General features: G+C 69.0%; 22 protein-coding genes. 12 read left to right on the forward strand and 10 right to left on the reverse strand.

Annotation, left to right across the window (positions count from 1 at the left end; all coding sequences use genetic code 11):
• The first annotated feature begins 156 nt into the window (after window positions 1–156).
• From PSH03_RS04655 to PSH03_RS04675, 5 genes are all read left to right on the forward strand, one after another.
• Window positions 157–1,407, forward strand: coding sequence for a quaternary amine ABC transporter ATP-binding protein (locus PSH03_RS04655; protein ID WP_372494706.1), 1,251 nt, complete (start codon window positions 157–159; stop codon window positions 1,405–1,407).
• The gene (locus PSH03_RS04660) at window positions 1,404–2,297 is read left to right on the forward strand and encodes an ABC transporter permease (RefSeq protein WP_238688368.1); all 894 of its coding nucleotides are present in this window, start codon (window positions 1,404–1,406) and stop codon (window positions 2,295–2,297) included. The genes PSH03_RS04655 and PSH03_RS04660 overlap by 4 nt, the downstream gene beginning before the upstream one ends.
• A gap of 78 nt (window positions 2,298–2,375) precedes the next feature.
• Window positions 2,376–3,260 (forward strand): glycine betaine ABC transporter substrate-binding protein, encoded by an 885-nt coding sequence (locus PSH03_RS04665; protein ID WP_238688369.1) that lies wholly within the window; start codon window positions 2,376–2,378, stop codon window positions 3,258–3,260.
• Between the two features lie 192 nt (window positions 3,261–3,452).
• Window positions 3,453–3,881, forward strand: a complete 429-nt coding sequence (locus PSH03_RS04670; protein ID WP_210780639.1) for a PRC-barrel domain-containing protein — start codon at window positions 3,453–3,455, stop codon at window positions 3,879–3,881.
• 83 nt (window positions 3,882–3,964) lie between these two features.
• Window positions 3,965–4,243, forward strand: coding sequence for a BON domain-containing protein (locus PSH03_RS04675; RefSeq protein ID WP_210780638.1), 279 nt, complete (start codon window positions 3,965–3,967; stop codon window positions 4,241–4,243).
• 252 nt (window positions 4,244–4,495) lie between these two features.
• Here PSH03_RS04675 and PSH03_RS04680 read toward each other — a convergent pair whose 3' ends face one another.
• Complete coding sequence (locus tag PSH03_RS04680) at window positions 4,496–5,347, reverse strand: mechanosensitive ion channel domain-containing protein (protein ID WP_238688444.1); 852 nt, start codon at window positions 5,345–5,347, stop codon at window positions 4,496–4,498.
• 440 nt (window positions 5,348–5,787) lie between these two features.
• Here PSH03_RS04680 and PSH03_RS04685 point away from each other — a divergent pair, with 440 nt between their 5' ends.
• Window positions 5,788–7,083, forward strand: a complete 1,296-nt coding sequence (locus PSH03_RS04685) for a cation:proton antiporter (protein WP_238688370.1) — start codon at window positions 5,788–5,790, stop codon at window positions 7,081–7,083.
• A 203-nt stretch (window positions 7,084–7,286) separates the two neighbouring features.
• Here PSH03_RS04685 and PSH03_RS04690 read toward each other — a convergent pair whose 3' ends face one another.
• Both PSH03_RS04690 and PSH03_RS04695 read right to left on the reverse strand, forming a co-directional pair.
• Complete coding sequence (locus tag PSH03_RS04690) at window positions 7,287–8,888, reverse strand: efflux permease Rv1217c-related protein (protein WP_238688371.1); 1,602 nt, start codon at window positions 8,886–8,888, stop codon at window positions 7,287–7,289.
• Complete coding sequence (locus tag PSH03_RS04695; protein WP_210780635.1) at window positions 8,885–9,775, reverse strand: ABC transporter ATP-binding protein; 891 nt, start codon at window positions 9,773–9,775, stop codon at window positions 8,885–8,887. The genes PSH03_RS04690 and PSH03_RS04695 overlap by 4 nt, the downstream gene beginning before the upstream one ends.
• Window positions 9,776–9,937: 162 nt before the next feature.
• Here PSH03_RS04695 and PSH03_RS04700 point away from each other — a divergent pair, with 162 nt between their 5' ends.
• From PSH03_RS04700 to PSH03_RS04710, 3 genes are read left to right on the forward strand one after another with little or no spacing between them, the layout of a single operon-like run.
• Entirely contained in the window at window positions 9,938–10,909 is a 972-nt protein-coding gene (locus tag PSH03_RS04700) for an ABC transporter ATP-binding protein (protein WP_238688372.1), read from the forward strand.
• Complete coding sequence (locus PSH03_RS04705) at window positions 10,887–11,675, forward strand: efflux permease Rv1217c-related protein (RefSeq protein ID WP_238688373.1); 789 nt, start codon at window positions 10,887–10,889, stop codon at window positions 11,673–11,675. Before PSH03_RS04700 ends, PSH03_RS04705 begins: the two co-directional genes overlap by 23 nt.
• Before the next feature lie 60 nt (window positions 11,676–11,735).
• Complete coding sequence (locus PSH03_RS04710; protein ID WP_238688374.1) at window positions 11,736–12,785, forward strand: PucR family transcriptional regulator; 1,050 nt, start codon at window positions 11,736–11,738, stop codon at window positions 12,783–12,785.
• A gap of 15 nt (window positions 12,786–12,800) precedes the next feature.
• Here the strand turns inward: PSH03_RS04710 and nhaA are convergent, their stop codons facing one another.
• From nhaA to PSH03_RS04735, 5 genes are all read right to left on the reverse strand, one after another.
• On the reverse strand, window positions 12,801–14,120 hold the full coding sequence (gene nhaA, locus PSH03_RS04715; RefSeq protein ID WP_238688375.1) for a Na+/H+ antiporter NhaA: 1,320 nt from the start codon (window positions 14,118–14,120) through the stop codon (window positions 12,801–12,803).
• A gap of 132 nt (window positions 14,121–14,252) precedes the next feature.
• A complete protein-coding gene (locus tag PSH03_RS04720) occupies window positions 14,253–14,552 on the reverse strand; it encodes a BON domain-containing protein (protein ID WP_210780631.1) in 300 nt (99 codons plus the stop codon).
• Between the two features lie 169 nt (window positions 14,553–14,721).
• The gene (locus PSH03_RS04725; RefSeq protein WP_210780630.1) at window positions 14,722–14,997 is read right to left on the reverse strand and encodes a GlsB/YeaQ/YmgE family stress response membrane protein; all 276 of its coding nucleotides are present in this window, start codon (window positions 14,995–14,997) and stop codon (window positions 14,722–14,724) included.
• A 66-nt stretch (window positions 14,998–15,063) separates the two neighbouring features.
• A complete protein-coding gene (locus PSH03_RS04730; RefSeq protein WP_210780629.1) occupies window positions 15,064–15,675 on the reverse strand; it encodes an STAS domain-containing protein in 612 nt (203 codons plus the stop codon).
• A gap of 152 nt (window positions 15,676–15,827) precedes the next feature.
• Window positions 15,828–16,244 (reverse strand): STAS domain-containing protein, encoded by a 417-nt coding sequence (locus PSH03_RS04735; RefSeq protein ID WP_210780628.1) that lies wholly within the window; start codon window positions 16,242–16,244, stop codon window positions 15,828–15,830.
• A 154-nt stretch (window positions 16,245–16,398) separates the two neighbouring features.
• On the opposite strand from PSH03_RS04735, the gene PSH03_RS04740 reads away from it, so the two are divergent.
• The 3 genes from PSH03_RS04740 to PSH03_RS04750 are packed head-to-tail and all read left to right on the forward strand — an operon-like array spanning window position 16,399 to window position 19,000.
• Window positions 16,399–17,088: a response regulator transcription factor gene (locus PSH03_RS04740; RefSeq protein WP_210780627.1), complete on the forward strand. Its 690-nt coding sequence runs from the start codon at window positions 16,399–16,401 to the stop codon at window positions 17,086–17,088.
• Window positions 17,085–18,440, forward strand: a complete 1,356-nt coding sequence (locus PSH03_RS04745; protein WP_238688376.1) for a sensor histidine kinase — start codon at window positions 17,085–17,087, stop codon at window positions 18,438–18,440. Before PSH03_RS04740 ends, PSH03_RS04745 begins: the two co-directional genes overlap by 4 nt.
• Entirely contained in the window at window positions 18,437–19,000 is a 564-nt protein-coding gene (locus PSH03_RS04750) for a GerMN domain-containing protein (protein ID WP_210780625.1), read from the forward strand. Before PSH03_RS04745 ends, PSH03_RS04750 begins: the two co-directional genes overlap by 4 nt.
• A 239-nt stretch (window positions 19,001–19,239) precedes the next feature.
• On the opposite strand, the gene PSH03_RS04755 is transcribed toward PSH03_RS04750, so the two are convergent.
• Both PSH03_RS04755 and PSH03_RS04760 read right to left on the reverse strand, forming a co-directional pair.
• Window positions 19,240–20,424 (reverse strand): low temperature requirement protein A, encoded by a 1,185-nt coding sequence (locus PSH03_RS04755; RefSeq protein ID WP_210780624.1) that lies wholly within the window; start codon window positions 20,422–20,424, stop codon window positions 19,240–19,242.
• A gap of 389 nt (window positions 20,425–20,813) precedes the next feature.
• The gene (locus PSH03_RS04760; protein ID WP_238688377.1) at window positions 20,814–26,180 is read right to left on the reverse strand and encodes a CHAT domain-containing protein; all 5,367 of its coding nucleotides are present in this window, start codon (window positions 26,178–26,180) and stop codon (window positions 20,814–20,816) included.
• Window positions 26,181–26,424 lie beyond the last annotated feature (244 nt).

Here is a 26,424-nt window from a genome sequence, read left to right on the forward strand (position 1 = left end):
CCCTGCGGTGCCAACTGGATTTGTGGCGAGAGCATCGGTAGGTTTCGCCGCCGGGCCTATGTGACCCGCGGAATGTGATCGATGTTGATATCGATGAAGAGACGCGAAGATGGCGCCGGTGATGCGATACGCCAGCCGGTTTCCGTCGAGAGGGGGATCGTGTCCGCGCTCATAGTGCAGTCGCTCTACAAGATTTTCGGCAGCCGGGCTGACGAAGCGGTACGACGCCTGGCGGACGGCAAGCCCCGCGCCGAGGCGCTCGCCGGGCTGCCGGCCACGGCCGCGGTGATCGATGCGAACTTCGAGGTGCGCCCCGGCGAGATCTTCGTCGTCATGGGCCTCTCCGGTTCCGGAAAGTCGACCCTGATCCGGATGCTCAACGGCCTGCTGCAGCCCACCAGGGGAAGCGTGCGGGTCGATGGGGTCGAGTTGACCACGCTCAGGCCGGCGGCGCTGCGCAAGCTGCGCCGCGAGAAGATCAGCATGGTGTTCCAGCACTTCGCGCTCATGCCGCATCGGACGGTGCTGGAGAACGCCGGGTACGCGCTGGAGGTCGCCGGGCTACCCAAGGCCGAGCGGCGTGAGCGGGCCATGGACGCGCTGCGCATGGTGGGCCTGACGGAGTGGGCGGACAATCTGCCGCACGACCTTTCCGGCGGCATGCGGCAGCGGGTCGGGTTGGCCCGCGCGCTCGCGGCCGGCACCGAGATTCTGCTGATGGACGAGGCGTTTTCGGCGCTGGACCCGCTGATCCGCCGGGAGATTCAGGACCAGCTCCTGGAGCTTCAGGCCGAACTGGGCAAGACGATCATCTTCATCACACACGATCTGAACGAGGCCATGCGGCTCGGCGACCGGATCGCGGTGATGCGGGACGGTCGGATCGTGCAGATCGGCACCGCCGAGGAGATCCTGACCGACCCGGCCAACGACTACGTGGCGCAGTTCGTCGCCGACGTCGACCGGACCCGGATCCTCACCGCCGCGTCGGTGATGGAGAAGCCCCAGCAGGTGCTCGACGTCAACGCCGGTCCGCGGGTCGCCGCCAAGGCGTTGCGGGAAAGCCAAACCTCGGTGGTCTACGTGACCGGTCCGATGAAGCGGTTCCTCGGCACGGTCACCGAGGACGAGGTGTTGCGGGCGCTCCGCGAGGGTCGTCCCCACCTCGACGGTTACGTGTCGACCGAGCGGGTCCGCACTGTCACCGCGGACACCTCGGTGGCCGACCTCTTCGCCGACTGCGCGGAGAGTCAGCACCCGGTGGCCGTTCTCGACGAGCGTGACCGGCTGATCGGGGTGATTCCCCGGATCACGCTGCTCAGTGCGCTGGCCGCCGCGACCCCGGACGAGCCGACGCAGGGCCAGGACCAGGTGGAACTGGTCGGAACGAAGGGAGAGCCGGCATGAGCCTGACGCAGTCGCCGCTGGACAGTTGGCTGCCCCGGGTGCCGCTGGGCGCCTGGACCGAGTCCGCCGTCGACTGGGCCACCGCCACCCTCGGCCCGTTCTTCGACGGTGTCGCCGCCGTGGTCGAGGCGTTGGTGCGACCGCTCAACGACCTGCTCACCGGCGTACCGGCGGTGGTGGTCGTGCTGGTGCTCGCCGGGCTCGGCTGGTGGCTGCGCGGGTGGAAGTTCGCCCTCGGTACCGCGGTCGGCCTCGGCCTGGTGGCCGGAATGCCGTACTGGGAGGAGACCATGAGCACGCTCGCGCAGGTGCTCGTCGCCAGCACTCTGGCGTTGCTGATGGCTATCCCGCTGGGTGTGCTCGTCGCCGAGAACAAGCGGGCCTCCGCGGTGGCCCGGCCGGTGCTGGACCTGATGCAGACCATGCCCGCGTTCGTCTACCTCATTCCGGCGATCTTCTTCTTCGGCATCGGCACCGTGCCGGGCGTGCTGGCCACCCTGGTCTTCAGCATGCCGCCCGGCGTACGCCTGACCGAGTTGGGTCTGCGCCAGGTCGACAAGGAAATCGTCCAGGCCGCCGAGTCCTTCGGTGCGCCGCCGTGGATGGTGCTGCTGCGGACCAAGCTGCCGCTGGCACTGCCCACGATCATGACCGGCGTCAACCAGGTCATCATGCTGGCCCTGTCCATGGTGGTGATCGCCGGGATGGTGGGCGCCGGCGGCCTCGGCGACGTGATCATGTTCGCGTTGTCCCAGGTCGAGGTGGGCAGCGGCTTCGAAGGCGGGATCGCCGTCGTGATCCTCGCCGTGGTCCTCGACCGCCTCACCGACTCGGCGGGCGACCGTTTCCCGTCCGCCCGGGCGCAACGCCTCGCGCGGCAGGCCGCCTGACCGTCGCTCTCCGCCGGCAATCCCCTTTCCCGCGTACGCGGGGTCCGCCGGCATACCCGAAAGAGGAGGACAACCCTTTTGTTCACGACACTGAAGCGCGCCCTCGCGCTCACGGTGACCGCCACCCTGGCTCTCGGTGGTGCTGCCGCCTGCGGCGAGCAGGACGACGCGTCCGACAACGGCAAGAAGATCACCATTGGTTACATGGCCTGGGACGAGGCGATCGCGGCCTCCCACCTGTGGCAGGACATCCTGCAGGACAAGGGCTACGAGGTCGAACTCAAGAACCTGGAGGCCGGTCTCGTCTACGGCGGTCTCGCCAACGGCGACATCGACCTGTTCCTGGACAGCTGGCTACCCCAGACGCACGCCTCCTACCTGGAGAAGTACGGCGACAAGCTGGAGAAGCTCGGCGTCTGGTACGACGACGCCAGCCTGAGCATCGCCGTGCCGAAATACGTCGAGGGCGTCAACTCGCTGGCTGACCTGGCCGGCAAGGCCGGCAGCTTCGACGGGGAAATCATCGGGATCGAGCCGGGTGCAGGTCTGACCAAGGCCACCCAGGAGAAGGTCATCCCCGAGTACGGCCTGGACGGCAAGCTGAAGCTGAAGACCTCCTCCACGCCGGCGATGCTGGCCGCCTTGGACGGCGCGATCGCCGACAGGAAGCCGATCGTTGTCACCCTCTGGCACCCGCACTGGGCCTACGCCAAGTACGACCTGAAGGACCTCACCGACCCCAAGGGCACCCTCGGCCAGGCCGAGCAGATCAACACACTCGCCCGCACCGGCTTCGGCAAGGACTTCCCCGAGGTCACCGCGATGCTGAAGAAGTTCAAGATGGACGGTGAGCAGCTCGCGTCCCTGGAGGACCTGATGTTCAACACCCACAAGGGCGACGAGGAGAAGGCCGTCGAGGAGTGGCTGAAGGCCAACCCGGAGTATCCCAACACGCTTTCCTGAACCGCATGACTCGAGGGGCCCCGCCGGTTCGGCGGGGCCCCTCGTCGTCTCCGCCAGTCGCTCCACGTCCCGTCACGAACGGGCACGGTGAGCCGTCACGAGAACGGGCCGGAAGCGTCATCGTTTCGTCGTCTAGTCCCGGCCGTTCCTTGGGTAGCGAATAGGAATCAGACGCTACGGAAGGAGCAGCTCATGCCACACGACACGACGGCGATTCTGGTCAAGCTCAGTGACTCCGGGCAGACGATCGCGGATGCCGAGCACGACGTGCGCGGCCGGCGCGTCCTCGACGTCGACGGTGACGACCTGGGCAAGGTCGATGACCTGCTGATCGATCGCGAGGAGCACAAGGTGCGGTTCCTGCGCGTCGAGCACGGGGGGATCCTGGGCATCGGCGCGACCGCGACGTTCCTCCCCGTCGAGGCGGTCAGTGACGTCACCGACGACACCGTGCGGGTCGACCTGACTCGGGAGAAGATCGAGCAGGCCCCAACGTACGACCCGGAGGTCGTCGAGGAAACCGGCTACTACCAGGACGTGTACTGGTATTACGGCTACGCGCCGTTCTTCAGCCCGCGTGGGGTTGCGGCGCCGTACCCGGTGCCCCCGACCCGACGCTGAGTTTCGGCTGTCCCCCGACCGGCCGGTGTTTCGGCGGCCGGACACGACCCGCCGAAACGCCGAATCATCTGTGAGGGAACGTCATGACCTACGTCCCCTGGTTTCTGCCCGAGGATCTTCCATCGTTGATCCAGGTCCAGCCGGCCTCTGAGGATGCCCGGCTGGCCTGCCGGCTGCTGGAGAGCATGCAGCGCCATCCCCGCTTACGTCACGAACGCATCTGCATCGAAGTGCAGAACCGCGTGGTCATCCTGGACGGCGTGGTCACGTGTGCCGACGTGAGTAGGGAGGCCCACGCGCGCGCCTGGAACACTGCGGGTGTGCACGACGTCAACAACCGGCTACGACCCTTGGAGCGGTGACAGTCGGCTCCAACGGACACCGTTGACGGTGGGCTCCCCGGCCACAGCACATGCCGGTGGCCGCTGGTGAGGGCAGCCGGTCTGATGACGACCATCGGACCGGCTGCCCTCAACCTCCCGGCGCCATCGGCCAGATGGCCCAGATCCGCCACCGTCGTTCGCGCCGTGCATGTTGCCGTGGTCGGTGATCGCCACAGCTGCGGGTCGTTTGTCGAGCTCATATTCCATGCCCGGCAAGGCACAAGGAGACCGTCAACGGCCGTTGGTCGGAACGCTGACGGTTTCCAGCGGTTGCGGTGGGTGGATGGTGATGCTTTGTGTCACCGATGCCACCTTGATGGCGTTTTCCGCGAAGCGGTCCAGTACTCGTCGGGTGACTTGGTCCTTGACCTGTCGGGCGGAGCGTACGGGCACGACGAATCGCGCCGACAGTTCGACCCAGTTTGAGGTGGCGCGGACGAATACGCGCGGGTCGACCTCTGCCTCGGCGACTGGGTAGCGGCGGCGCATCTGTTCGATGGCGTGTCGCGCCTCGACGGTTGAGGAGATGGTCTGCGCCTCCTCGCAGAGGATGCGTTCGGCGAGGTGCCAGTCCGCTTCGTAGGGGATGGGTAGCGTCAGCTCTTCCCACAGGTGGTCCAGCACGGTGCTGCTGTTGTACACCGGGGTGGTGAAGACGAGGTGGTTCGACAGGGATACCACTCGTCCGGTGTACTGGCGTCCGCGGATCCAGGATTCCGGGTCGGAGGAGGACCCGCTTTCCAGGATGCGGGTGCGTAGTGGGGTGATGTCCAGGACGTCACCACGTACCCCGCACATCTGGATGCGGTCACCGACGCGGTACTGCCGCCCGGTGAGGATGCTGATCCATCCGGCGAACGCGCCGATGACCTCCTGCATGGCCAGCGCGAGACCGGCGGCGAGCAGGCCGACGACCACGCCGATCCGGCCGGCGAACGGCTGCCACAGCAGCGCCAGTGCGAACAGCAACACCACGACGGTCAGGTAGTGCACGGCCTTTCGCAGGTAGTAGCGGTTGCTGGTGTCGGCGACCCGCAGGGTGGCCAGGCGACCAGCGACCCCGGCGAGGACAACGGCCAGCACGATCAACACGACGCTGGTCACGAGGCGACCACTCACGCTGCTCGTGTCCCAGACAGCCTCCAGCAACCGCTCCATACCGCATGCCCATCCTCGGCGGCAACAGCCGCTTGATATCCCTTGCGTCGGTTCAACCATAGGCAGCCGCCTGCGGCGGAATCTGGGGAAACGCCCTGGTGCGGGGCAAGCCCAGCCGGAAGGGTGGTGCGGCCCGGACGGTTGACCCGGCGGGACGGCCACCGCCTCGGGTCTCGATGGATGCCGTTGTCGTGCTGGGCCTGATCGCCGCCGTCGGTGAGGCCGCGGAGCGTCCCGGCCACCGCCGTTGCGTTCCCGCACGCCGAGAACGGCACCGTCGGCGGGCCGTTATGATCTGCGAGGTCTGTGGAGCGCCGGGAAGTCTGGTCGGCACCGTGTTGAACCCTGCGTCCCGGAGGTTTCCTGTGCTGCTCCTCTGCTTCGCCGCTGTCCTGCTCGTCGCCGTGCTCGTGTCGGCGCTCGCGCACCGGACGATCCTGTCCACGGCGGCGCTGTTCCTGGTCGCCGGCTTCGCCCTCGGTGAGGACACCACCGGGGTGTTGCACCTGCAGGCCGACTCGCCGATCGTGGCTCAACTGGCCGAATTGGCCCTGTTCGCGGTGCTGTTCAGCGACGGGATGCGCGTGGGCTGGGCGGACCTGCGCAGCGCGTGGCGGCTGCCCGGCCGGGCGTTGGGCTGGGGTCTGCCGCTGACGCTGCTGGTGACCGCAGTGCTGGCGCACTATGTGGCCGGGTTGGGCTGGGCGGAGGCCCTCCTCATCGGGGCGATCCTGGCGCCCACGGATCCGGTGTTCGCGGCCGCGTTGGTCGGCAACGACAAGGTGCCCGCGCGGCTGCGGCACCTCCTCAACGTCGAGTCCGGGGTGAACGACGGACTCGCGCTGCCGTTCGTGGTGGTGCTGCTCGCGGTCGCGGCCGGCTCCGACAACCTGCACCTGGGTGAGTTGACTACTGAACTGGCGGTCGGCCTGGCGATCGGGGTGCTGGTGCCGCTGGCGGCGCTCGCGCTGGAGCGAACCCGCTTCTTCGCTGCCTCGGCGGCGTACGCGCCGCTGAACGGGGTCGCGATCGGGCTGCTGGTGCTGGCGCTCGGCAAGGCTACCCACGGTAATTTGTTCCTTGCCGCCTTCGCTGCCGGTATCACGGTGGCGTCCTTCGGACCCAGGGAACGTGCGGCGTTCGAGCACTTCGGGGAGAACATCGCCGAATTGCTCAAGCTGGGGGCGCTGCTGGTGTTCGGTGCCTTGATCTCGGTGGAGTTCCTCGGTGACATCTCCTGGACCGGTTGGGTCTTCGCCGTTCTGGCCATCGTGGTCGCCCGCCCGATCGCACTGTGGATCTCGTTCCTGCGCTCCGGGCTGAGCCTGCGGGAGCAGGCGGCCGCCATGTGGTTCGGGCCCAAGGGCTTCGCCTCGGTGGTCTACGGCCTGCTGGTAGTCGAGTCCGGCATCGCCGCAGCGGACGAGATCTTCCACCTGGTCGCGCTCACGATCGTCATCTCGATCCTGGCGCACTCCTCGACCGACGTCGTGATCGCTCAGGCCTTTGACGACACCCGCGACACGCCCAACTGGCACGACGCGCTGCGCCGGGTGCGTCGGCGGATAGCGGTCCCGCGTCGGCCTGCCGGCGACCCTGCGGCGGTTGCCGCGCCGGATATCGACGGTGAGGCCGAGGACGGTCAGGCAAACGCGAAGTAGCGGAGCGGGTGGCGCTGACGGCGATGACATTGCCACCGAGGCCGACGTCAAGCGCGAGCGCCACCATGGCGGGGGAGGACGGCACGGTCACGGCTCGCACGATGACTCGCGTGCTCTGAGACGCCACCGAGCCGGCGGTCTGCAGGTGGATGACCCGACGTCTGAGTGCGCCACACCCCCGACCGTGTTTGTGATGGGGCTGGTCAGGCACTCAGGTCGCGGCGGCGGTAGCCGATCGCGCCGGCGACCACTCCTGCTGCGGCGATGCCGGCCATCACCAACGCTGGTGGCCATGCCGGTGCGGTGGCCGGCACCGCGGCCAGGTGTGCGAACGGGGACAGCGCACGGATCCAGGAGGGCGCGTCGACGCTGTCGGCAAGGACCTGCCACAGGAACCCGCCGGCGGCCGGAAGAGCGCCGATCGCTGCGACGGCGCGCGGCGCCCATCCGAGCGCCAGGACGGCAGTTCCCAGACACAGCAGCACGACCGGTACGACGTTCCAGGCGCCGGCGAGCGCGTCGTCGGGCGCGAGGCCGGCATGGACAGTGGCCGTGCCGGCCCACATGGCGATGCCCGCGACCGTGATCAGGGCCAGCGCGGCGCAGCCAGCGACGGCCGCTTCGGCGGCCAACAGCCGTGCCCGGGTCACCGGTGCGGCCAGCAGCAGGGTGAGACGCCGGGCGTTCTCGTCCGCGGCGGTGGCGGCGAGCCGCACGGCGACGAACACCCCGACCGGAACGGCCAGCAGCGCGTACAGGGTCGCCGCGTAGCCCTCGACCGTGCCGAGCGCCGGAAAACCAGCCTGGGCCGCCATGGTCGCGAACTGGGGGTTGCCGGTCAGGAATTCGGTCATGGACCGGGCGATCAGGCCAAGGAGCAGGAAGTACGCGCCGATCCCGGCCGACCAGGCGGCCAGCGGTCGCATGGTGCGCCGTACTGCGAAGGCGACCACCGAACCGAGCAGGGCGGTACGCGCCGGCCGGCTGCCGGGCGTCGCAAGGATTCCCGCGCCGACGTCACGCCGCGCCGCGAGCCGACCGGCGAGGGCCAGCAGCAGCACCGCGGCGAACGCCAGCACCGACACCGGCAACCCGCGATTAGTGTCGAACGGGCGGGTCAGCGCCAACAGCCCGAACGGCGACAGCCACCGGAGCCAGGCCAGCGCTGGTACACCGTCACCGACCATCCGCATGAGGAGCCCGACGACCAGGACGGTGGCCGCGACACCGTTGGCAGCCGACCGGCTGACGAACAGCTGCGCGGTGACGCCCCCGACGGCGACGAAGAAGAGCCCGACGGCAGCGAGGGCGCTGCCGTGCAACAACGAACCGGTTTCGCCCACGCCTGCAGCGATCATCGCCACCGCCGTGACCACCCCAACGAGGATCGGAACGACGGCCAGCACACCGAGATGCTGGCGGACCGCCTCGGCGAGGGTGATGCGGCCGGACAGCAACAGACCCCACCGGCCAGCGTCCTCCTCACCACGGGTGATCCGAGTAGCGCTCAGCATCGCCCACACACCGAGCAGGACGGCCAGGACGGTGCCCGTGCGCCACACCGTGAATCCGCCCGCCTGGTCGAGCGCGACGGGCTCACCGAACAGTGTGCGGATCGCGGGGTTGCGGGCCAGCGCCGCCAAGGCGGCCGGATCCAGCGCCTCGCTGTGGTAGCCGACGGCCACCAGCGCGGACATCCCCGCGCAGACAGCGGTCACGACCAGGGCACCACGGCGCACCTGGCGCACCGCGAGCCCTCTGAGCACACGCTGCGGGCGGGCTGGCGCCGTCGTGGTCGCGATCATCGGGCGTTCTGCCCGTAGTAGGCGAGGAAGATCTCCTCCAGGCTCTGCTCGCGGACGACTATCGTCGCCACGTCAGCGTCGGCCAGGGCGCGCAGCGCCGCGGCGGGGGAGCCGCTCAGGGTGAACCGCACAGACGTCGCAGCGTCTTCGTGTACGTCGTCGACGCCGGGGATGCCGGCGAGGTTCGGTGGTGTGCCGGTGAACGTTGCGGTCACTTCGGTGTGGTGCAATTGGCGCAGCTGCGCGACAGATGCCACTTCCACCAGTTCACCTGCCCGCAGGATGCCGACGCGGTCGCAGACGGCCTCGACCTCGGCGAGTTGGTGGGAGCTGAGGAACACCGTCTGCCCGTTGTCGCGGGCAACCCCTACTGCCTGCCGGAACTGCAGTTCCATGAGCGGGTCCAGGCCGCTGGTCGGCTCGTCCAGCACCAGCAGCGGCGCCCGGGTGGCGAACGCCGCGATCAGAGCAACCTTCTGCCGGTTGCCCGTCGAGTAGGTGCCGGCCGGTTTGGACACGTCCAGCGCGAATCGTTGGATGAGCTCGTCGCGGTAGGCGGTGTCCGTGCCGGGGCCGATGCGGGCGAGCAGGTCCAGCACCTCGGCGCCGGTCATCCGTGGCCACAGCGCCACATCCGCGGGCACGTAGGCGAGCCTGCGGTGGGCGGCGGCAACGTCGGCGGCGTCGGTGTCGAAGATCCACGCCCGTCCGGAGGTGGGTCGGGCAAGGCCGAGCAGCAGCCGGATCGTCGTTGACTTCCCGGCGCCGTTGGGGCCGAGAAAGCCGAACACCTCGCCCGCCGCGACGTCGAGGCTGAGGCCATCGAGGGCAAGTAGCCGCCCATAACGCTTGGAAAGATTTTCGGTACGCAGGGCAGAAACGCTCATCGGAGCCTCCAGAGCCGCAGCACGACATGACTGCCGACCAGACTTCCCGGCGCACCTGACGTGAGAGTACTCCCGGCGGTCGCGGCGCGTACGCCGCCCGGGCTGGCGTTCGGGCCAAGACCTTCCGATGTTCGGCAACCGCCTCAGCGTTATGTCGGCCGGATGCTGACCTGGATGCCGGCAAGGAAAGCCCGCGACGATGTCGGCATGACAAGCGACGTCGCCCTACTCACCGAGGACCTGACCAAGTTCTATGGTCAGCGCCGCGGCATCGAAGGGCTCAACCTGGAGGTTCGCGCCGGGGAGGTGGTGGGATTCCTGGGACCGAACGGAGCCGGGAAGACAACCACGATCCGCCTGCTGTTGGACTTTCTGCGCCCCACTCGTGGACACGCGACTGTGCTCGGGCTCGACCCACGCAGGGACAAGGCCGCACTGCACCGTCAGATCGGCTATCTGCCCGGCGAGCTCGTGTTTCCCGGGCGGGACAAGGCGGAAGATCTCCTGCGCTTCTTCGCCGTAGCACGCGGCGACGTGGCCTGGTCGCAGGTGACCGAGTTCGCGGAGCGGCTCGACCTGGACCTCTCGCGCTCGGTACGGACGATGAGTAAGGGCAACAAGCAGAAGGTCGGGTTGGTGCAGGCGTTCATGCACCGGCCGGCGGTGCTGGTCCTGGATGAGCCGACAAGTGGGCTGGATCCACTCATGCAGCAGGAGTTCCTGGCCATGGTCCGCGACGCCAGTGGTGCTGGGCAGACCGTCTTCATGTCCTCTCATGTCCTGGCCGAGGTGCAGCAGGTGGCCGACCGGGTGGCCATCGTCCGCGATGGGCAGTTGGCCGCGGTCGAGCGGGTTGAGTCACTGGGGAAGCGGGCGGTCCGCGCCGTCGAGATTCACTTCGATGACCCGGTGGACCCGGCGGAGTTCAGTGTCCTGCCCGGAGTCAGTGACGTGGTGGTGTCCGGCCCGGTGCTGAAATGCACCGTCGACGGCCGCATCGACCCGCTGATCAAGGCGGCGGCACGACATGAGGTGGTGGACATGTTGTCTGCCGAACCCGACCTCGAAGAGACGTTCCTGTCGTTTTACTACCACGGGGAAGGAGCCGGCGATGCTTCCCGCGCTGGTGCGTAAGACCTGGCGTGACGACCGCCTGGCATTGATCGGGTGGGCCGGTGGCGTCGCCGCTTTCACCGCCATCTACACCTCGTTCTACAGCCAGTTCCAGGGAGCCGCGGAGCTGAAGCAGGACGCGCTGCCCCAGGGCATGCTGGACTTCCTCGGCATCGCCGACATGCTGTCGCCCGCCGGCTATCTGCAGGCGACCATCTTCAGCCTGGTCGGCCCACTGCTGGTCCTGATGTGCGCCATCACGCTGACCGCCCGCACGATCGCTCGGCCGGAGGAGGACGGTGGCATGGAGCTGATGCTGGCCAACCCGGTCTCGCGAGCCACTTTCGCCTGGCAACGGGTGGCCGCCGCGGGCAGCGCGCTCACCGGGATCGCCGCCATCCCGGGGATACTGCTGATGATCATTGTTCCCTGGATCGGCATGGACATCCCCCTGTCCAACGTCGCCGCCGCGTCCGCCGGCCTGGTCGCCCTGGTGTGGACGTTCGCCGGCATCGCCTTCCTCGTCGGCGCCGCCACCGGAAAACGCGCTGCCGTCCTCGCGACCACCGGCGGCCTTGCCGTGGCCACCTACATGGCCAACGCCATCGGCGGCATGCTCGACGGGTGGCACTGGGTGCGCTGGCTCTCACCGTTTCACTACTTCATCGGCACGGACCCGCTGCACACCGGCTGGCACCCGGCCGAGCTGCTCACCCTCGTGCTCCTCGGTGCGGCAACCACGACCGCCGGAGTCCTCGTGTTCGACCGCCGCGACATCGGTGTGTAAACCTGAGGCTGGTGGCCGGCGTTCACCGGCGGCCACCAGCACGCCGACAAGGAACAGCCCATGAGCGACGACAACTGGCTGGCAGGCGACTGCCAGGATCTGCTGTGCCTCCCGGCCGGTGCCCGACGTCAGGCAGCGGTCAACCTGGGTGCCCGCGCAGCGGATGAGGGGCTGACGCTGCGCGAGCTTGTTACCGGCCTGCTGGATGCCACCACTGCCCACTGGAGCGCCACCCCGGTCGCGCCGACGGACACCGCCGTCGCAGTGCATTCCCGCGCCGAGACGCTTCTGGACGCCGCCCGTGTCCTGCTCACCGACGCCGTGGACGGGTATAACCGGCAGAACCGCGCCGAGCTGGATCGCCACGACGACGAACGTGCCGCGTTCGTCAACGACCTGCTCACCGGCCGCGCCGACCCGGGCGGTCTGGCCGAGCGCGCACACCGATACGGCATCCGCCTGTCGGCCACCCACACCGTCCTCATCGCCCGTGCGGCCGGCCTGACTCCCCGCATTACCCACCGCGTCGACGCCGCGCTGGCCTCCAGGTTCGGCGAAGGCAACACCCTCACCACCCTTCGCGACGGCGACGTGGTCTGCATCAGCGCCGGCGGACTACGCGGCATCGCGGCCGAACTCGCCCACCTGCTCCTCACCGAACTCGGTGCGGGCAACTGGCAGATTGCCGTCGGTCGCACCCAACCCGGGATCCAGGGCCTGGCCACGTCCCTCGACGAGGCCCGCCACACCCTCGACTACGCCGTCAGGCTCGGCTTCACCACGCCCGTCCTCAATGCCGCCGACCTGCTGGTGTTCCCCGTGCTGCTGCGTGACCGCGACGCCATCATCGACCTGGTGACCACGGTCCTCGGGCCACTGACGACGGCGCGCGGCGGTGCCGAGCCGTACCTGGAGACCCTGACCGTGCTCTTCGACAACCAGGGCAACCACACCGCGACCGCTCGGCAGATGCACCTGTCCGTCCGGGCGATCACCTATCGACTCGACCGCATTTGGGATCTGACCGGCTACCACCCCGGCGAGCCGACCCAACGCTTCACGCTGCAAACAGCCGTACTCGGCGCTCGACTGCTCGGCTGGCCGCCATAGCCCAGGAGCGCCAGATCAGGACGGCGTCGTCCTGGTCGGCTGCTCCTCGTAGACGTCTGGCACCCCGTCGGCGTCGCTGTCACGCTCCTCCAAGGCGCAGACTCCCTGGTAATGCCGGTTACGAGCGCGTAGAACGACGGTTGCCAGCAGCGCTGACAGCAGGGACCCGAGCAGAACAGCGATCTTGGAGTGGTCGTCGCGTTCGGTGCCGGCGCCGAACGCCAGCTCGCCGATCAGCAGCGACACGGTGAAACCGACCCCGGCCAGCAGCGCCAACCCCACCATGTCCCACCAGGCGAGCCCTTCCGCGAGCCGGGCCCGGGTGAACCGCTGCACGAGCCAGGTGGCACCGAGAACGCCGGCCGCCTTACCCACCACCAACCCCACCATCACGCCCAGGGCGACCGAGTCGGTCAGGGTTGCGCCGAGGCCGCCCGCCCCGGCTACCGAGACTCCGGCGGCGAAGAACGCGAACACCGGTACCGCGACCCCGGCGGACAGGGGCCGGATGCGGTGTTCGAAGTGCTCCGCCAGGCCAGGGCCAGGTCCCGGCTTGCGGCGTAGCACCGGCACGGTGAAGGCCAGCGCGACCCCGGCGACGGTGGCGTGCACCCCGGAGGCGTGCACCAGCGCCCACGTCGTGGCGGCCAGCGGCAGCAGCAGCCACCAGGACCTCACCCGGCGCTGAACAAGTAGAGCGAACAGCGCCATCGGGGCCAGCGCGAGCAGCAGCGGCCCGAAGTGCAGGGAGCTGGTGTAGAAGACCGCGATGATCACAATGGCCAGCAGGTCGTCGACCACCGCGAGGGTGAGCAGGAACGTGCGCATCGCCGAGGGCAGGCTGGTGTTGATCACGCCGAGCACGGCGAGGGCGAACGCGATGTCCGTGGCGGTCGGGATGGCCCATCCGGTCAACGCCCCGTTGCCGGCCCCGACGTTGAACGCCACGTAGATCAGCGCCGGCAGCGTCATTCCGCCGAGTGCGGCGGCGACGGGCAGCATCGCCCGGCGGGGCTCGCGTAGATCACCGGCGACGAACTCGCGCTTGAGTTCCAGCCCGGCGACGAAGAAGAAGATCGCTAGCAGGCCATCGGCGGCCCACTGCGCCAATGAGAGGTCCAGATGCAGCGTCTCGGGGCCAACGGTGACGTCGGCGAGTGAGCGGTACCCGTCGGACCAGGGAGAGTTCGCCCAGGCGAGAGCAAGCACGGCGGCGACCAGCAGCAGCACCCCACCGACCGTTTCGGTCCGGAGAATGTCTCCGATCCGGCGTACCTCAGGCCAACTCCTGCGGCTGAGCAGGAGTGGCGTGTGGTTCGCCGGTGGGCGGCTCATCGTGGTCCTCCGGTGGGGTCGGTGACGAAGTCGCCGACCAGTCTTCCCGGCACACCGGCTACTACGGTAGCCAAACGACGACCGTCAGCCTGTCACCGCCCCTGAGAACGGGAGCGTGTCATCCTGCCGGAGTCACCGGTGGCTACGCCGCGGGCCGCTGAGCCGCAGTGTGTTGCAGATGTCGAAGATGCCCGGCACGTCGTAGGCGAGGTCCGCCGCGACCTGCCGCGCGTTCGCGTCACTCACCACACCGGCGAGGATGACGACTCGGTTCTGCACGGCGACGGTGATCTGCTGGCGCCGCGTGGTCCAGTCGATGCTCAACCGCTGTGCGACCAGCGCCTCCAGTCTCCGGTCCTCGTGGTCCGGCTCGGGCTGGCGCGAGGTGTCGGCGAACCAGTTCTCATCGGGCAACGGCCATGGCATGTACATGGTCAGCTCCTTCAGTGTGACGAGGCCGGGCGGGATAGCGGACGGCGAGCCAGTGACGTCCTCAGGCCGGTCAGGAACCCGATCGGATGGGACTCATGAACGTGAGCGGAAACCGGCCTGACCGTGCTTGGGGCCGGCCTTCTGGTGCTGGTGCTGCGTCGTCTCCGGTTCAGGCGGAATCGGATGGGTCGGGCCTGGCGGTGGCCACGACGAGTACGACGCCGATGCCGGCGAGGCCGGCCTGGACGACCAGTGTCATGAGGTTGAGGGTGCTGGTATCGACACCCGCGAGACGGGCGACGATGCTGCCCGCCAGCGCGGCGACTACCCCGACGGACACGGTCAGCCAGATCGGGGTCTCCTGGCGTCCTGGGACGACGAGCCTGCCGAGCAGGCCGACAGCGACGCCGACGAGGAGCGTGGTGACGAGACCAACGATGCTCATGGGCTCCCTCGGATCTCCTTCAAGTACGAGTGCTACGACAACTGAGGGCCGGTTCTCGGGATTCGATCAATAACGCGTGGCGGCGGTGGCGGTTGGCCGTTCCGACACCGACCCGTTGGACAGTTGGGCGAGGGCGTCTTCGCGGCTGTCGAAAATGGGGAAGGCTCCGTCCAGGCGCATCGTGTGCAGGACGGTGCGGATGAACCGCGACGGCGCGGCCAGACAGAGTGTGGCCCCACGATCTCGGGCTTCGCGGTGGGCGCGGACGAGGTGACCGAGGCCGGTGGAGTCGATGAGGTGTACTCGGCTCAGGTCGACCACGACGTGCCCGCCCATGTCGGCTGCGTGCCGCAGGGCGGTGCGCAGGGTGTCCCCGGTGTCGAGATCGACGTCACCGCCGGCGGCGACAACGGTCACGTCGTCGAGGTGGTCGATGCCGAGGATGCCGCCAGGACCGTGGTCGCCGCACGACGCGTTGCCGCCACCAGGGAGCGGCAGGAGGCTGCAGTGTGGGCAGCGGTGCGGGCCGGTAGCGAAGGGGGAACCGCTCCATCCCTGTTCGGACACCAGGGTCCAGACGACCTCGGCATCGGGGAGCACACACGCGGTGGCCGTGACGGTGTCGCCGCAGGTGTCGCAGATCAGGGTCATCAGGTGGTCGTCTGGGACAACGGTCATTCTGCTGGTCCTTCCTGGGGCCATGTCCACCGATGGGGTGGGACACGGCGATCGTGCAGAGCTGATGCGGAGGCCCGGCTCTCGAGCGCGACGTTTCCTGCGCTGACAGCCGTTGCGCCCGATGGTGGGCAGGGAAGCCCGCTGGGCGGTCGTCAGTGAGCGACTTTTACCGAGGCGCGACCATGAGCGACCAGCGTCGGCTGGGTGCGGGTGGGTGCCTGCATGCCCGGCGGGGTGCCGGGCAGCGACGATGGGGCGGTGTCGACGACCGGCAGGATCTGGTCCAGGCGGGCGGCGTGCAGGATGCGCCGGATGCGCGGGTTCGGATCGCGGACGGTGAGGACCGCGTCGGCACGGGCCAACCGCCGGTGCACATCGAGCAGGAGACCGATGGCAGCGGCGTCGATGTGCCGGCACCCAGACAGGTCGACCACCACCTGTGCGGGATGCAGGGCGAGCAGGCGGTCGAACACGGCTCCGGTCGCCGGCAGGCAGGCGAGGTTGAACTCGGTGACGCGCACCTCGACCAGCGGCAGCGTGCATGGCGTAGTTGCCAGTGGCCCTGTCACAGGCACACCCCTCTCCCTCGCGGATCCGGTCGCCTGTCACCCTGCCGGGCGGGTTTGGCGGCTACCACGCGGATCTGTGACAGTTCCGTGACAAATCAGCCAACCGGCCGCCACGGTTGGCCTCCGAGCCGGTCGGCTGGGGATGATGCCGGGTATGACGGCCGTACTGGTGATCGAGGACGACGACCGCATCCGATTGGCGTTGTTGCTCGCACTGGAGGACGAGGGTTACGACGCGGTGGGCGCGGCCACGGCCGAGGAGGGGCTGCGCGCTCAGCGCCGCGACCCCGCCGACTACGTGCTGGTCGACCTGATGCTGCCCGGTCTCGACGGCTTCGAATGCATTCGGCAGCTGCGCCGTGACGACGATGTCCCGATCGTGGTGGTCAGCGCCCGCGACGACACCCACGACATTGTCGCCGCCCTGGAGGCCGGCGCCGACGACTACGTCGTCAAGCCGGTGGCGATCAAGGAACTGACCGCTCGGCTGCGCGCCCTGCGTCGCCGGGCCCGTAGCGGCGTCGCGGGGCACACGCCGGAGCCGGTGCCAGTGCTCGTGGTCGGCGAGCTGGAGATAAGCCCTGACGGGGGAGAGGTGCGCAGAGCCGGCCAACCCGTACCGGTCACCCGTACCGAGTTCCGGCTGCTCTGTGAGCTGGCCGAGCACACCGGTCGGGTGCTGTCCCGCCAGCAACTGCTCGAACGAGTATGGGGGTACGACAGCGGCGACGAACGGCTCGTCGACGTGCACGTCGGCCGTCTGCGGCAGAAGATCGAATCAGACCCGGCGAACCCCCGGTACCTGGTCACCCTGCGGGGCCTGGGCTACAAGCTGCAACGATGAGACGCCTCGGACTGCGTACCCGGGTGACAGCCGCGTTTGCCGTCGGCGCGCTCCTGCTCTCGGCGTCGATGGCCCTGATCTCCTACGAGTTGACCCGCCGGTCCCTGCTCGACGAGCGGGAACGCACCGCCCTGCGCGCGGCCTACTTCGACGCTACGGTCGTCCGCGCCGGCCTCGACACCGACACCCCCGATGTGGTGGAGGTGCTTCGTTCGCTGGACACGGGCGGGAGTCGGCGGCCGGTGCTGCATCTGGACGGCGAGTGGTATGCCCGTACCGCCGACCCCAGCACCACCGCTGCCATCCCGGTTGAGCTGCGTCGGGTCGTCGCGGCCGGCGAGCCCGCGGTGCAGCGGGTACGCGTCGACGGCCAATCCGTCCTGGTCGTCGGGGTGCCCCTGTCCTCGTCCGCGACGTACTTCGAGGTCAACTCGCTCCGGGAACTGGAACAGACGTTCCAGGTCCTGGCGCTCGCGCTGACCACCGTCGCGATCATGGTCGCCGGCTCCGGCGCGGCCCTCGGCTGGTACGCCACCCGACATGGGCTGCGGCCGCTGACGGCTGTGGCCGACGCAGCCGAGAAGATCGCCGCCGGTGACTTCACCGCCCGCCTCGACCCCGCCACCGACCCCGACCTCACCCGCCTCTCCTCCTCGTTCAACCAGATGGTCGACCAGTTGGTCCGCCGCATCGAACGGGACCGGCGTTTCGCCGCCGACGTCAGCCACGAACTGCGTTCCCCGTTGCAGACCCTCGCCGCGGCGGCCAGCGTCCTGGCTCGCCGTCGGGAACACCAGGACGAACGAACCGCCATCGCGGCCGGGCTCGTCGCCGACGAGATCGACCGTTTCCAGCGGCTCGTCAATGACCTGATCGACCTGGCCCGCAGTGACCAGCCCGCCCACCGGGGCCCCGTGGACGTCGTAGGGCTGGCCCGCGATGCCTGCCGCGCCCTCGACCTGCCCACGACGCTCGTCCATCTCGCACCCGACGTACCGGCGACGTGGCTGGTCGAGCGGCGCCGGGTCGCGCAGGTCCTGGCGAACCTGCTCGACAACGCGGTGACCTACGGAGGCGCTCCCGCAGGCGTCCGGCTGGGCCGCGACGGTAGCGCCGGCATCATCGAGGTCGAGGACGACGGACCCGGCGTGCCCGTCGAGGACCGCGAGGCGATCTTCGACCGTTTCGTCCGGGGGCGAGCAGCTCACACCCGCGGCACCGGCGACGGCACAGGGCTCGGACTCGCGCTGGTCGCGCAGCACGCCGCAGCACACGCCGGACACGTCACCGTCGGTGACCGGCCCGGCGGAGGCGCCTGCTTCCGTGTCACCCTGCCGGAGAGCTTGCCATGAACCATCGTCATCTCGCTGTGATGGCGCTTGCCGCACTGCTGACAAGCTGCAGCATCCCCACCGACGATGCCCCTCGCGTAGTGCAGGCACCACAAGGGCCATTTCAGAGTTCCGCGCCCGCCGACACCAGCGCACCAGTCGGCCCTGCCGCCGAAACACTCTGCTTTGTCCGCGACAACCGCATCATCTCTTTCGTCCGGCGCGTCGAGCGGCCACCAACGATCGAGGACCAACTGCGGCATCTGCTGGCCGGGCCCACCGCCGCCGAACGCGCTACCGACTTGACCAGCGCGCTGCCGGGAGCGGTCAACGCCGCCGGTGTCACAGTGACCGGTACCCAGGCCCGCGTTGGGGTCGACGAACCCGGCGACGACGCCGGCCGCAGCGACGAGGTCCTCGCCTTCGGGCAAATCGTTTGTACCCTCACCAGCCGTGACGACGTCACCACCGTCACGTTTGCCCGCGAGGGCCGACCTCTGAGGGTGCCGCGCGCAGACGGTTCATTGTCCGACCAGCCCCTCACTCGCGCCGATTTCGCACCACTGATCACCCCCCGTTGACCTTCATCTCTACTGCGCCTGGATTCGCGAACACTTCTCATCACTCCACTTCGGCAGTTGGCTACTCTCGACCGGCGCCGTCATCCTGCTGCCCCTGCTCGCCGAGCTGCTGATGCTGCCCTGGGCTCTGTCTTCGCAGGTTCACCACCGACGGAGTGGCGCGGCGATGGTGACGGTTGTGTGGTCTGAGGTCCCGGTCTTGTCGTAGCGGGTTGCGGCGCTGCTTCAGTCGGACGGCGTCATTCGCGCACCACGGGGCCCTCGTCCACGTGACCCGGGTCGTCACGTATTTCGCCCACCGTCACGCGTTCCCCGATCAGCGGGTGACGGTGCATGATCATCCCTTCGAGCACGCTCACTCCGGCAACCACCGCGAACAGGGTCGTCAGGGCGGCCAGGGCCGGCACCAGGGGTGCTAGCGGCATCAGAACCAGGCAGAGCACACTCGCGCCGATCCGTCGTCGCGCGATTTGTCGGTGGATTCGCCAGTGGGTGTAGGCGAAGGTGCCGAGGAAGAGCGCGGCGCCACCGAAGAGCACAGTCCCCTCGCCGGCACGAAGCGGCTCGAGGGGTTCCGTCACTACCTCGGACAGGCCAACGGCAACCGTGATGATCGCGAAACTGAATAGCAGGTGCCCGTAGACCATCACGGAGCGGCGGATATCTGCCTGCTGCTCGCTCCGGTCCACCGCGAGCCGGAAGGCCCGGACACCGTAGATGAAGTACGCCCACCAGAGTGCGCAGACCAGCGAGTAGGAGAGGCAGATGGCGGCCACCCGGGCGAGGGTCAGCGACTCGTCCACGGCCACCATTCCGACCTGGATCACCGACTCGCCGAGCACGAGGATGATCAGAAGTCCGTAACGGTGGGTGTAATGCAGTGGCCGGACCCTGACCTTATCCAGCGTCCGTCGACTGATCGTGGTACCGATCAAATCGACGAGGACCGCGATCGACCAGAGCACTATTCGCGTCGTACCGTGCAGCAGGCCACCCGCCAGTTGCAGCGGACCGGCCACCAGCCCCGACCCGTAGGGGCGAAAGACCGGGGACCGCCAGCCACCTGGGGTGCGCAAGGCCAGCGCCGCCAGCAGTACCCGCATCGCCAGGTAAACACCGACGAACAGCAGGCCCCTATCCCCAAAGGCACCGGGAACCGTCAGAGCCAGCAGCAGACTGCCGAGCCCAAGGGCGAAAACGCCAGCCCGATCCAGCGCGTTGCCGACATCGCGTTGGTCGGTATAGATCGTGGTGCCAGCCCACGCCCAATAGATGGTCACGAACAGGAGCAGGACCCGGCCGATCCCCGCCCAACTGTGGTCCTCGTGCAGCATGTGGGAGAACTGGGTGAGCGCGAACACGAAGGCCAGGTCGAAGAAGAGTTCTTCCCAGATAACCCCCTTCTCGGGAGGCGAGGTCGGCATTCCACCACGATATCGACGATCAAGCCGGGAAGATCCGGCTTCACTACAAGCGCCAGGGCCTCAACCCTGGGACCGATTCGTCAACTCACGTTAAAGGCGACGCAACCTTGGTCCCGGCCCTGAGAGGCTCGGACCTGTGAAGCCATCATCTGGCAGCGTTTCCTACCGCCGTGGTGGTGACCAGGCTGAGGGACCACCGGCGCGCGGTGATCGGGCGCGGCGGCGATCAGTGGGGTGGACGCCGCTCCTCAGTCGATGTCGATCGTGCGGACGTCGGTATATCTCTTTCGCGAACGTCTATCTCAACGGCGCTATACGCCGCACGGCGGTAGCCCGGGCCGGCCGCCGTCACGGATCGGCAAGGCCAGCGTGCGCGGACGGGCGACCGGTCATCGCTGACGGCCGATGCTGTCGATCCTGCTGCGCAGCGCACCGATGATCGCCGCGTGAATCGGGTGCATCGCCTCCTGCTCGTCCAACGACAGCAGGTTCCCGGCTGCCGCCCGACGTAATGCCGTGGCGAGTGGCGCCCCGTTCGGCTTCGTCGCCAATTCGCCCAGGATCGGTTCGCATGCCGTTCGTTCCCGCAGCTTGCCGGTGTAGGCGGCCGCCACCGCGGCGATCGCCGTCTCGTGGTCCGCGACGACCTGGTCCAGGCTGAACAGCTCGGCTACCGGGATCCGGTACGCGGCTCGCACCGCATCGGCGACCGCCGCCGCGGCCCGGCTCGGAGTGCCGATTACCTGGGTGACGAGTTCCCTGAACCGTACGCCGGGCACCTCCTCCACGACGGCGACGATGCTGTCCAGGGTGGGAATGGCCCGGGTGCCGTCCGGCTGGTACAGGTGCGGTGCCACGTGCCGGACTGTCAAGGCGGCGGAGGCGTCCTGACCGTCCAGGCTGCAGACGACCGCCGAAGCGAGCAGATGCGACGCCTTGGCGGTCGGCGTCCTGGCTGGTCCGTCACCACTCGCGAAGTAGTAGTGCTCGACAGCGATCAGTGGAAGGCTGTCCATCCCTTCGTACGCGTCGGCCAGCGCCTGCCGACGCCACGGCGCCTCCGGTGCCAGCGTTGTCGCGGCCCGATCCAATGCCACGTCGAACCGCGCCCGAGTCTCAGCGTCCAGGTTGTCCGAGAGCACCGCTCGTACCTCGTCGTACATCTCTCCGATCTCGGCGATGCGTCGAAGAGGGCTCAGCAGCGTGACCCGGTCAAGCTTGTGCAGGGCGAGCTCGACCCGGCTCGCGCCGCGCAACTGCATGTTCGCCGCGAGATCGTCGTGGAATTCGACTGCCAACTCCCAGTCCCGCAGTGAGACTGCGGCAAGCAAGCCAAGAGTCAGCAGCTGGTCTCGCACCGTCGACGGGTTCACCGGGTCGGTGCGGCTGGGCAGGTTCGGCTCGCCCCGCAACTCGCTGCGTAGCGGTGCCAGCTCCGCGAGGACCTCCTCCCAACGACGCAGGTCGTTGAGGAGTTGCAACCGCCGCCCGAGATCGAATCGCTGGCTCCACGACCCGAATCCGGCCCGCCGGCGATGCGCGATGGCCTGATCGGCGTACGGCAGCGCCTCGGTGAATTGCTTCCGGACGCGCAGCAGGCCGCTGAGCTCCGCCGCCCGCAGACCCGCCCGTACGTGATCGTCAGCGTCCACCGCGGCGCGGTAGTCCGCCTCGGTAAGGGCCAACCGATCCTCATCCGGGCGGGCCCGCACATTGTCCCGCCACCGAATCGTCTCCAGCACTCGGCGGATGACGGCGGCATCGGCCGGATGAAGCTCGGCGAACAGGGCGGCATCGTCGCGCTCGCCGCCGACCACCTGACGGATCGCCGTGGCTAGCCCGCCGGCGTCGGTTCCCTGCTTTATCGGCTGCAGGATCGCGGTGAGCTGCCGGTTCGCCCGCGCATCTCCCGTCGCCGCCATGGCGATCATCGGCATCAGGCCCTCCCAGCGCAGCAGGTTGCCGGTCAGGTCGAAGCCCTGCTCCTCGGCGGCGCGCCGGACGTCACCGAGAAGCCCGTCAAAATGTTCCTCGGCCCGGCTACGACACTGCTCCGACGCCTCGGCCCCGCGAAAGACGCGGTCCCGTTCCGCCGGATCGGCGGCGAGCAGCGCGTGTACCACCTGTAGGAAGCGCACGCCGTCGACGCGTTCGACCCGGGCCGCCAGCGCCCCGAGGTCCGCCGGTAGCCGGCTCTGCCCGTACGTGTGCAGATCGGCGGCGACCGGGTGCAGGAACGCGGTCACCAGGGCCGACCCGGTGATCCGGGTCAACAGCGCGGCGGCCAGGTGGTGGCCGAGCTGTCCGGCCGGATCGGTGCCGAGTTTCCCGAGATGGTTGCCGAGCATCTGGTGTCCAGCGGCCAGGTCGGCGGCGAGCGGATGCCGGTAGCCCAGCCGCAGCGCGGTCTGTTCCAGGGCCACCGCCTCGGTCAGGTTGCCCTGCTTCGCGGCGAGCAGGGCCCGGGCGCCGATCGCCCGGGACAGGTTCAGCTCGGCGCCATGCTCGTCGAAGACCCGCTGGCAGTACGTCAGCACCTTCTGTGCCTCGTCGAAGCGACCAAGTTGGATCAGTGCGTGAGCGTCGTTGAACCAGAAGAACGCGACCTCCGCCTCGGCCGCACCGCGTCGTTGAACGCTGTCGAGCAGAAGCTGGTTGTGGTCGAGCGCGACCTGCCACAGCTCCAGGGTGAGAGCGGCGCTCACCGCGAGGCTGCGGGCCGCTTGCCGAACGAGCCACGCCACCTCGCCTTCCGGCGGCCCGTAGGGGGCGGTCGGCTCGGTCGACATGGTCCGCAGCTCGTCGAGGAGTTTGGTCACCTCGGTCAGTGCGTGCCCGGCCTGGCCGCTCTCGTGCATCACGTGCAGCCGCGTCACCCGGGCTCCGGCCCGTCTCCATGGGCCCGCGCGCTCAACCAACTGCTCATGTCGCTCGGCCAGCTCCAACGCTTCGGTGAGGCGTCCCTGCTGGTGCAACTGGTTGGTCAAGGCGCCGGCGGCGACCGCTGCCACCTCCTCATCAGGTGCGGACAATGCCTGCCGCAACAGCCGTTCCGCCTCGACCGGGTCCAGGGGTTGCAGCGCCATAGCGACGACCAGGTCCGCTCCGGGTATGGCGGGATCCAGGGCAGCGGCGTAGGAGAGGGCGATCCGCGCGGTCCGCGGACTGGTGTCGCGGACCAGCGCCGCGCCGAGGCATCCGGCCGCGCGCGCGAAGCTTGACTGCCGGAGCAGGTACGGCACCGCCGCGAGAAACGCGCCGACCACCACCGAGGTGCTTTCCCGGTCGCCGCGCTCTTCCTGCGCCCGGGCGACCTGCTGCCAGGCGTTGGCGAGAACGAGGTCCACCGCGCTGGCGACCTGCGCCGACGTGTCGGCCCGCACCGTTGCGGCGACGGTCGGGTGCAGCTCGTACCGGATCACGTCGGTGCCGCCCGCCAGGTCGGCACCGGGCGGCACCGACGTGCCGGCGAGGGTCCGCCGCTGCGTCAACGCGGCAGCGACGAGCACCGACAACATCGCGTCGCTCGGTGGGGCCTCGCCCGGCCGACCGGCTGCCCCCCACAGATCGCCCCAGGCCACGCGGAGGGTGCCGGGGAGACGGTGTGCCGGCTCGATGGCCGCGAGCATCTGCACCATCAGCAACGCCGCCGGATCGAGCCGCCACGTCGTTTCACGGGTCCAGCCCGTCAACGTCTCGCCGAGCCACTGCGCGCCGCCGGCCGGCTGGCTGGTCACCTGGAGCAGGCGGGCCAGCTCCCCCGGCTCGACCGCCGCGGCGTCGGCCAGCTCCAGCAGCCTTGGATGACCCTGCGCGGCGGCCAGCGCGGCAGTCACCAGCGACCGGTCCAGCCGGTACGTCAGATCGTCTGTCGCCGCCGCGGCGTCTGGAGCGGCTGAGCTGGCAGGGTCGTCGATGTGTAGCAGCCGCCGAAGGTTGGGCAGTTGCCGGACCAGGGCCCCCGCCTCGGTGTCGGACAGCGGTTCGACGGTTATCTGGCGTACCCCGGCACCGGCGGGTGCGGCCGGCGGGATCCGGCTGGTAACCAGCAGCCGGGTCGGTCCCGGGCGGGCGGCGAGCATGGTGAGTAGGTCCGACCAACGTCGATCACGCCAGCGCCCGTCCGCATCCAGGAGAGACTCGGCATTGTCCAGCACGAGCAGGGTCCGGTGCCGGTCGCACCGGTCGAGCAGTTCGGCGGCAACCGTTACCCACCCGTTTCGATCGTCGGCCGCAACGAGCGGGGCGGCGATGGCGTTGCCGACACCACAATCGACGGCTTCGACGAAGGCAGCCACCGTGTCCTGCTGGTCGACGTCCCGCTCGGGAGCGGACCAGAACACCACCCGGTCGAGATCGGCCCGATGCCGGTGCGCGAGTTCCACCACGCAGGCCGTCTTGCCCACCGCCGCCATCCCGGTCAGGACGATGACCGGAATGCCGCCGTCCGGTAGCAGCCCGGCCCCCGCGACCGTCATCACCTGCTCCCGCCCGACGAACCGGTCCGGCGCCGCGGGCGTGGAACCAGCCCACGATGGCCTCGGTGGTGAGGTGGACCCCGTCGGCGGGTCGGCGGCGATCGGCTCTGCACTCGCCCGCGCGGTCGGCAGGTCCGCTCTGACCACGGTGACCTCGTCCGAACCGATCAGCACCGGCGCTGCCAGCGACAGCGCCGGCCGGGCCGCAGACACGCCCGCCGCGGCGACCTCTCGGATCGCCTGTGCCGCTGCCGTGCCGACATCCAATCCGTCGTTGATCAGGCCGGTGTAGAAGGTGATGGCCAAGTCGCCGGCGACATCGTCGGTCACCGGGTAGCGCATGGCCATGACTGTGCAACCCAGCTCACGTGCCAGCCGCACCCCCAGACTGGCCGGCGCGGCGGCGATTTCCGTCACCTGAGTTGCGGGCTCGTCGAGATCCACCCAGCGCGGTGGCGCGGCCGCTGACTCGCACGCCGAGACGAATACCAGCCGCAGCCGGCCACTGCCCGGACGGAGCAAGTCCACCAGGGACGTGGCGTCGATCTCGTCCGGTGTTCCGCCCGGACCTTCCAGCAGCAACCTGCTCTGCCGACCGTGACCGGACAGGTGCAGCACGTCGGGGCCACCGTCGCGTTCCATCCGGTCGGCGAGCACCTCGCGGGTCACGCCCCACTGAACGATCTCCACATCGACCGTGCGGTTCAGCCGGCGGATCAGGCTGGTCAGCTGCTGCCGCTCCGAGCGCAACCGCAACGCGGTCGTCCCGGTCGGCAGGCTGAACACCGCCAGAAGCCGGAGACCGGTAGCCGTTGGCGTCTTCGCGGGGGTGCTGTCGGCGGTGACCGTGAAGGACACCTGCACCCTTTCGCTCCTCGCCAGTGGGATGCCGTCCAGGTGAGCCAGTTCCAAGGGGAGCGCGGTCAGAAACGTCGCCTCAGCCACCCTGATCCGCAGGCGCACCGGGGCGTGTCCGCCGAGCTCCGCCATGATCGCCGGCCCAAGGACCTCCAGCGCGATGAACCCGCCGAGTCGCGTCACAACCTCGGCTGCACTTGCCACCCGCCGGTCCGGTTCCGCGCGCCAGCTCAGGTAGGCGTGCAGGTCGGTTAGGGCAGCAACCTCCCAGCGCCGCCGGTCGAGCGTGACGGCGTGTTCGGCGAGCTGCCGGCCGGTGCCCGGGTCGACCAGCACCCATCGCCAGTGCAGCGGATCAAGCACATCGACAGCGCACAGGTCCAACCGTCGTACCGACGTCTGCCGGGCGGTGCCAACCATGGCCTCATCCCATCGCTGAAAGGAAGGTTGTCGGGTGAACGGTGTACCTCCACACTGGCACGGTGACCGAAGAGGAACCCACCCGTGACTGGCCACCGGAACAGCCCAGTCGGTGTCCCATCTGTCAGGTCCCGCCGGAGGCCAGACACCTTGACACCTGCCGGTTCACCGGCATCTGGCAGGGAGGAACCGAGCGAGGTAGGTAACGCGGTGGCACCCGGATGACCTGCTGTGGCGCCGCCTC

It is taken from the genome of Micromonospora salmantinae (genome assembly GCF_022230905.1).
GTDB lineage: Bacteria > Actinomycetota > Actinomycetes > Mycobacteriales > Micromonosporaceae > Micromonospora > Micromonospora salmantinae.

Excerpts from the sequence above, each read along its gene's own strand:
- PSH03_RS04725 (WP_210780630.1), bottom strand. The coding sequence starts at position 14,997 with ATGAGCATCGTTGGTCTCGTCACCACGCTCCTCGTCGGCGTCGCTGTC.
- PSH03_RS04700 (WP_238688372.1), top strand. The coding sequence starts at position 9,938 with ATGCTGACCTGGATGCCGGCAAGGAAAGCCCGCGACGATGTCGGCATG.
- PSH03_RS04745 (WP_238688376.1), top strand. The coding sequence starts at position 17,085 with ATGAGACGCCTCGGACTGCGTACCCGGGTGACAGCCGCGTTTGCCGTC.
- PSH03_RS04740 (WP_210780627.1), top strand. The coding sequence starts at position 16,399 with ATGACGGCCGTACTGGTGATCGAGGACGACGACCGCATCCGATTGGCG.
- PSH03_RS04760 (WP_238688377.1), bottom strand. The coding sequence starts at position 26,180 with ATGGTTGGCACCGCCCGGCAGACGTCGGTACGACGGTTGGACCTGTGC.
- PSH03_RS04710 (WP_238688374.1), top strand. The coding sequence starts at position 11,736 with ATGAGCGACGACAACTGGCTGGCAGGCGACTGCCAGGATCTGCTGTGC.
- PSH03_RS04695 (WP_210780635.1), bottom strand. The coding sequence starts at position 9,775 with ATGAGCGTTTCTGCCCTGCGTACCGAAAATCTTTCCAAGCGTTATGGG.
- PSH03_RS04750 (WP_210780625.1), top strand. The coding sequence starts at position 18,437 with ATGAACCATCGTCATCTCGCTGTGATGGCGCTTGCCGCACTGCTGACA.
- PSH03_RS04720 (WP_210780631.1), bottom strand. The coding sequence starts at position 14,552 with ATGTACATGCCATGGCCGTTGCCCGATGAGAACTGGTTCGCCGACACC.
- PSH03_RS04660 (WP_238688368.1), top strand. The coding sequence starts at position 1,404 with ATGAGCCTGACGCAGTCGCCGCTGGACAGTTGGCTGCCCCGGGTGCCG.
- PSH03_RS04755 (WP_210780624.1), bottom strand. The coding sequence starts at position 20,424 with ATGCCGACCTCGCCTCCCGAGAAGGGGGTTATCTGGGAAGAACTCTTC.
- PSH03_RS04670 (WP_210780639.1), top strand. The coding sequence starts at position 3,453 with ATGCCACACGACACGACGGCGATTCTGGTCAAGCTCAGTGACTCCGGG.
- PSH03_RS04675 (WP_210780638.1), top strand. The coding sequence starts at position 3,965 with ATGACCTACGTCCCCTGGTTTCTGCCCGAGGATCTTCCATCGTTGATC.
- PSH03_RS04705 (WP_238688373.1), top strand. The coding sequence starts at position 10,887 with ATGCTTCCCGCGCTGGTGCGTAAGACCTGGCGTGACGACCGCCTGGCA.
- PSH03_RS04730 (WP_210780629.1), bottom strand. The coding sequence starts at position 15,675 with ATGACCGTTGTCCCAGACGACCACCTGATGACCCTGATCTGCGACACC.
- nhaA (WP_238688375.1), bottom strand. The coding sequence starts at position 14,120 with ATGAGCCGCCCACCGGCGAACCACACGCCACTCCTGCTCAGCCGCAGG.
- PSH03_RS04690 (WP_238688371.1), bottom strand. The coding sequence starts at position 8,888 with ATGATCGCGACCACGACGGCGCCAGCCCGCCCGCAGCGTGTGCTCAGA.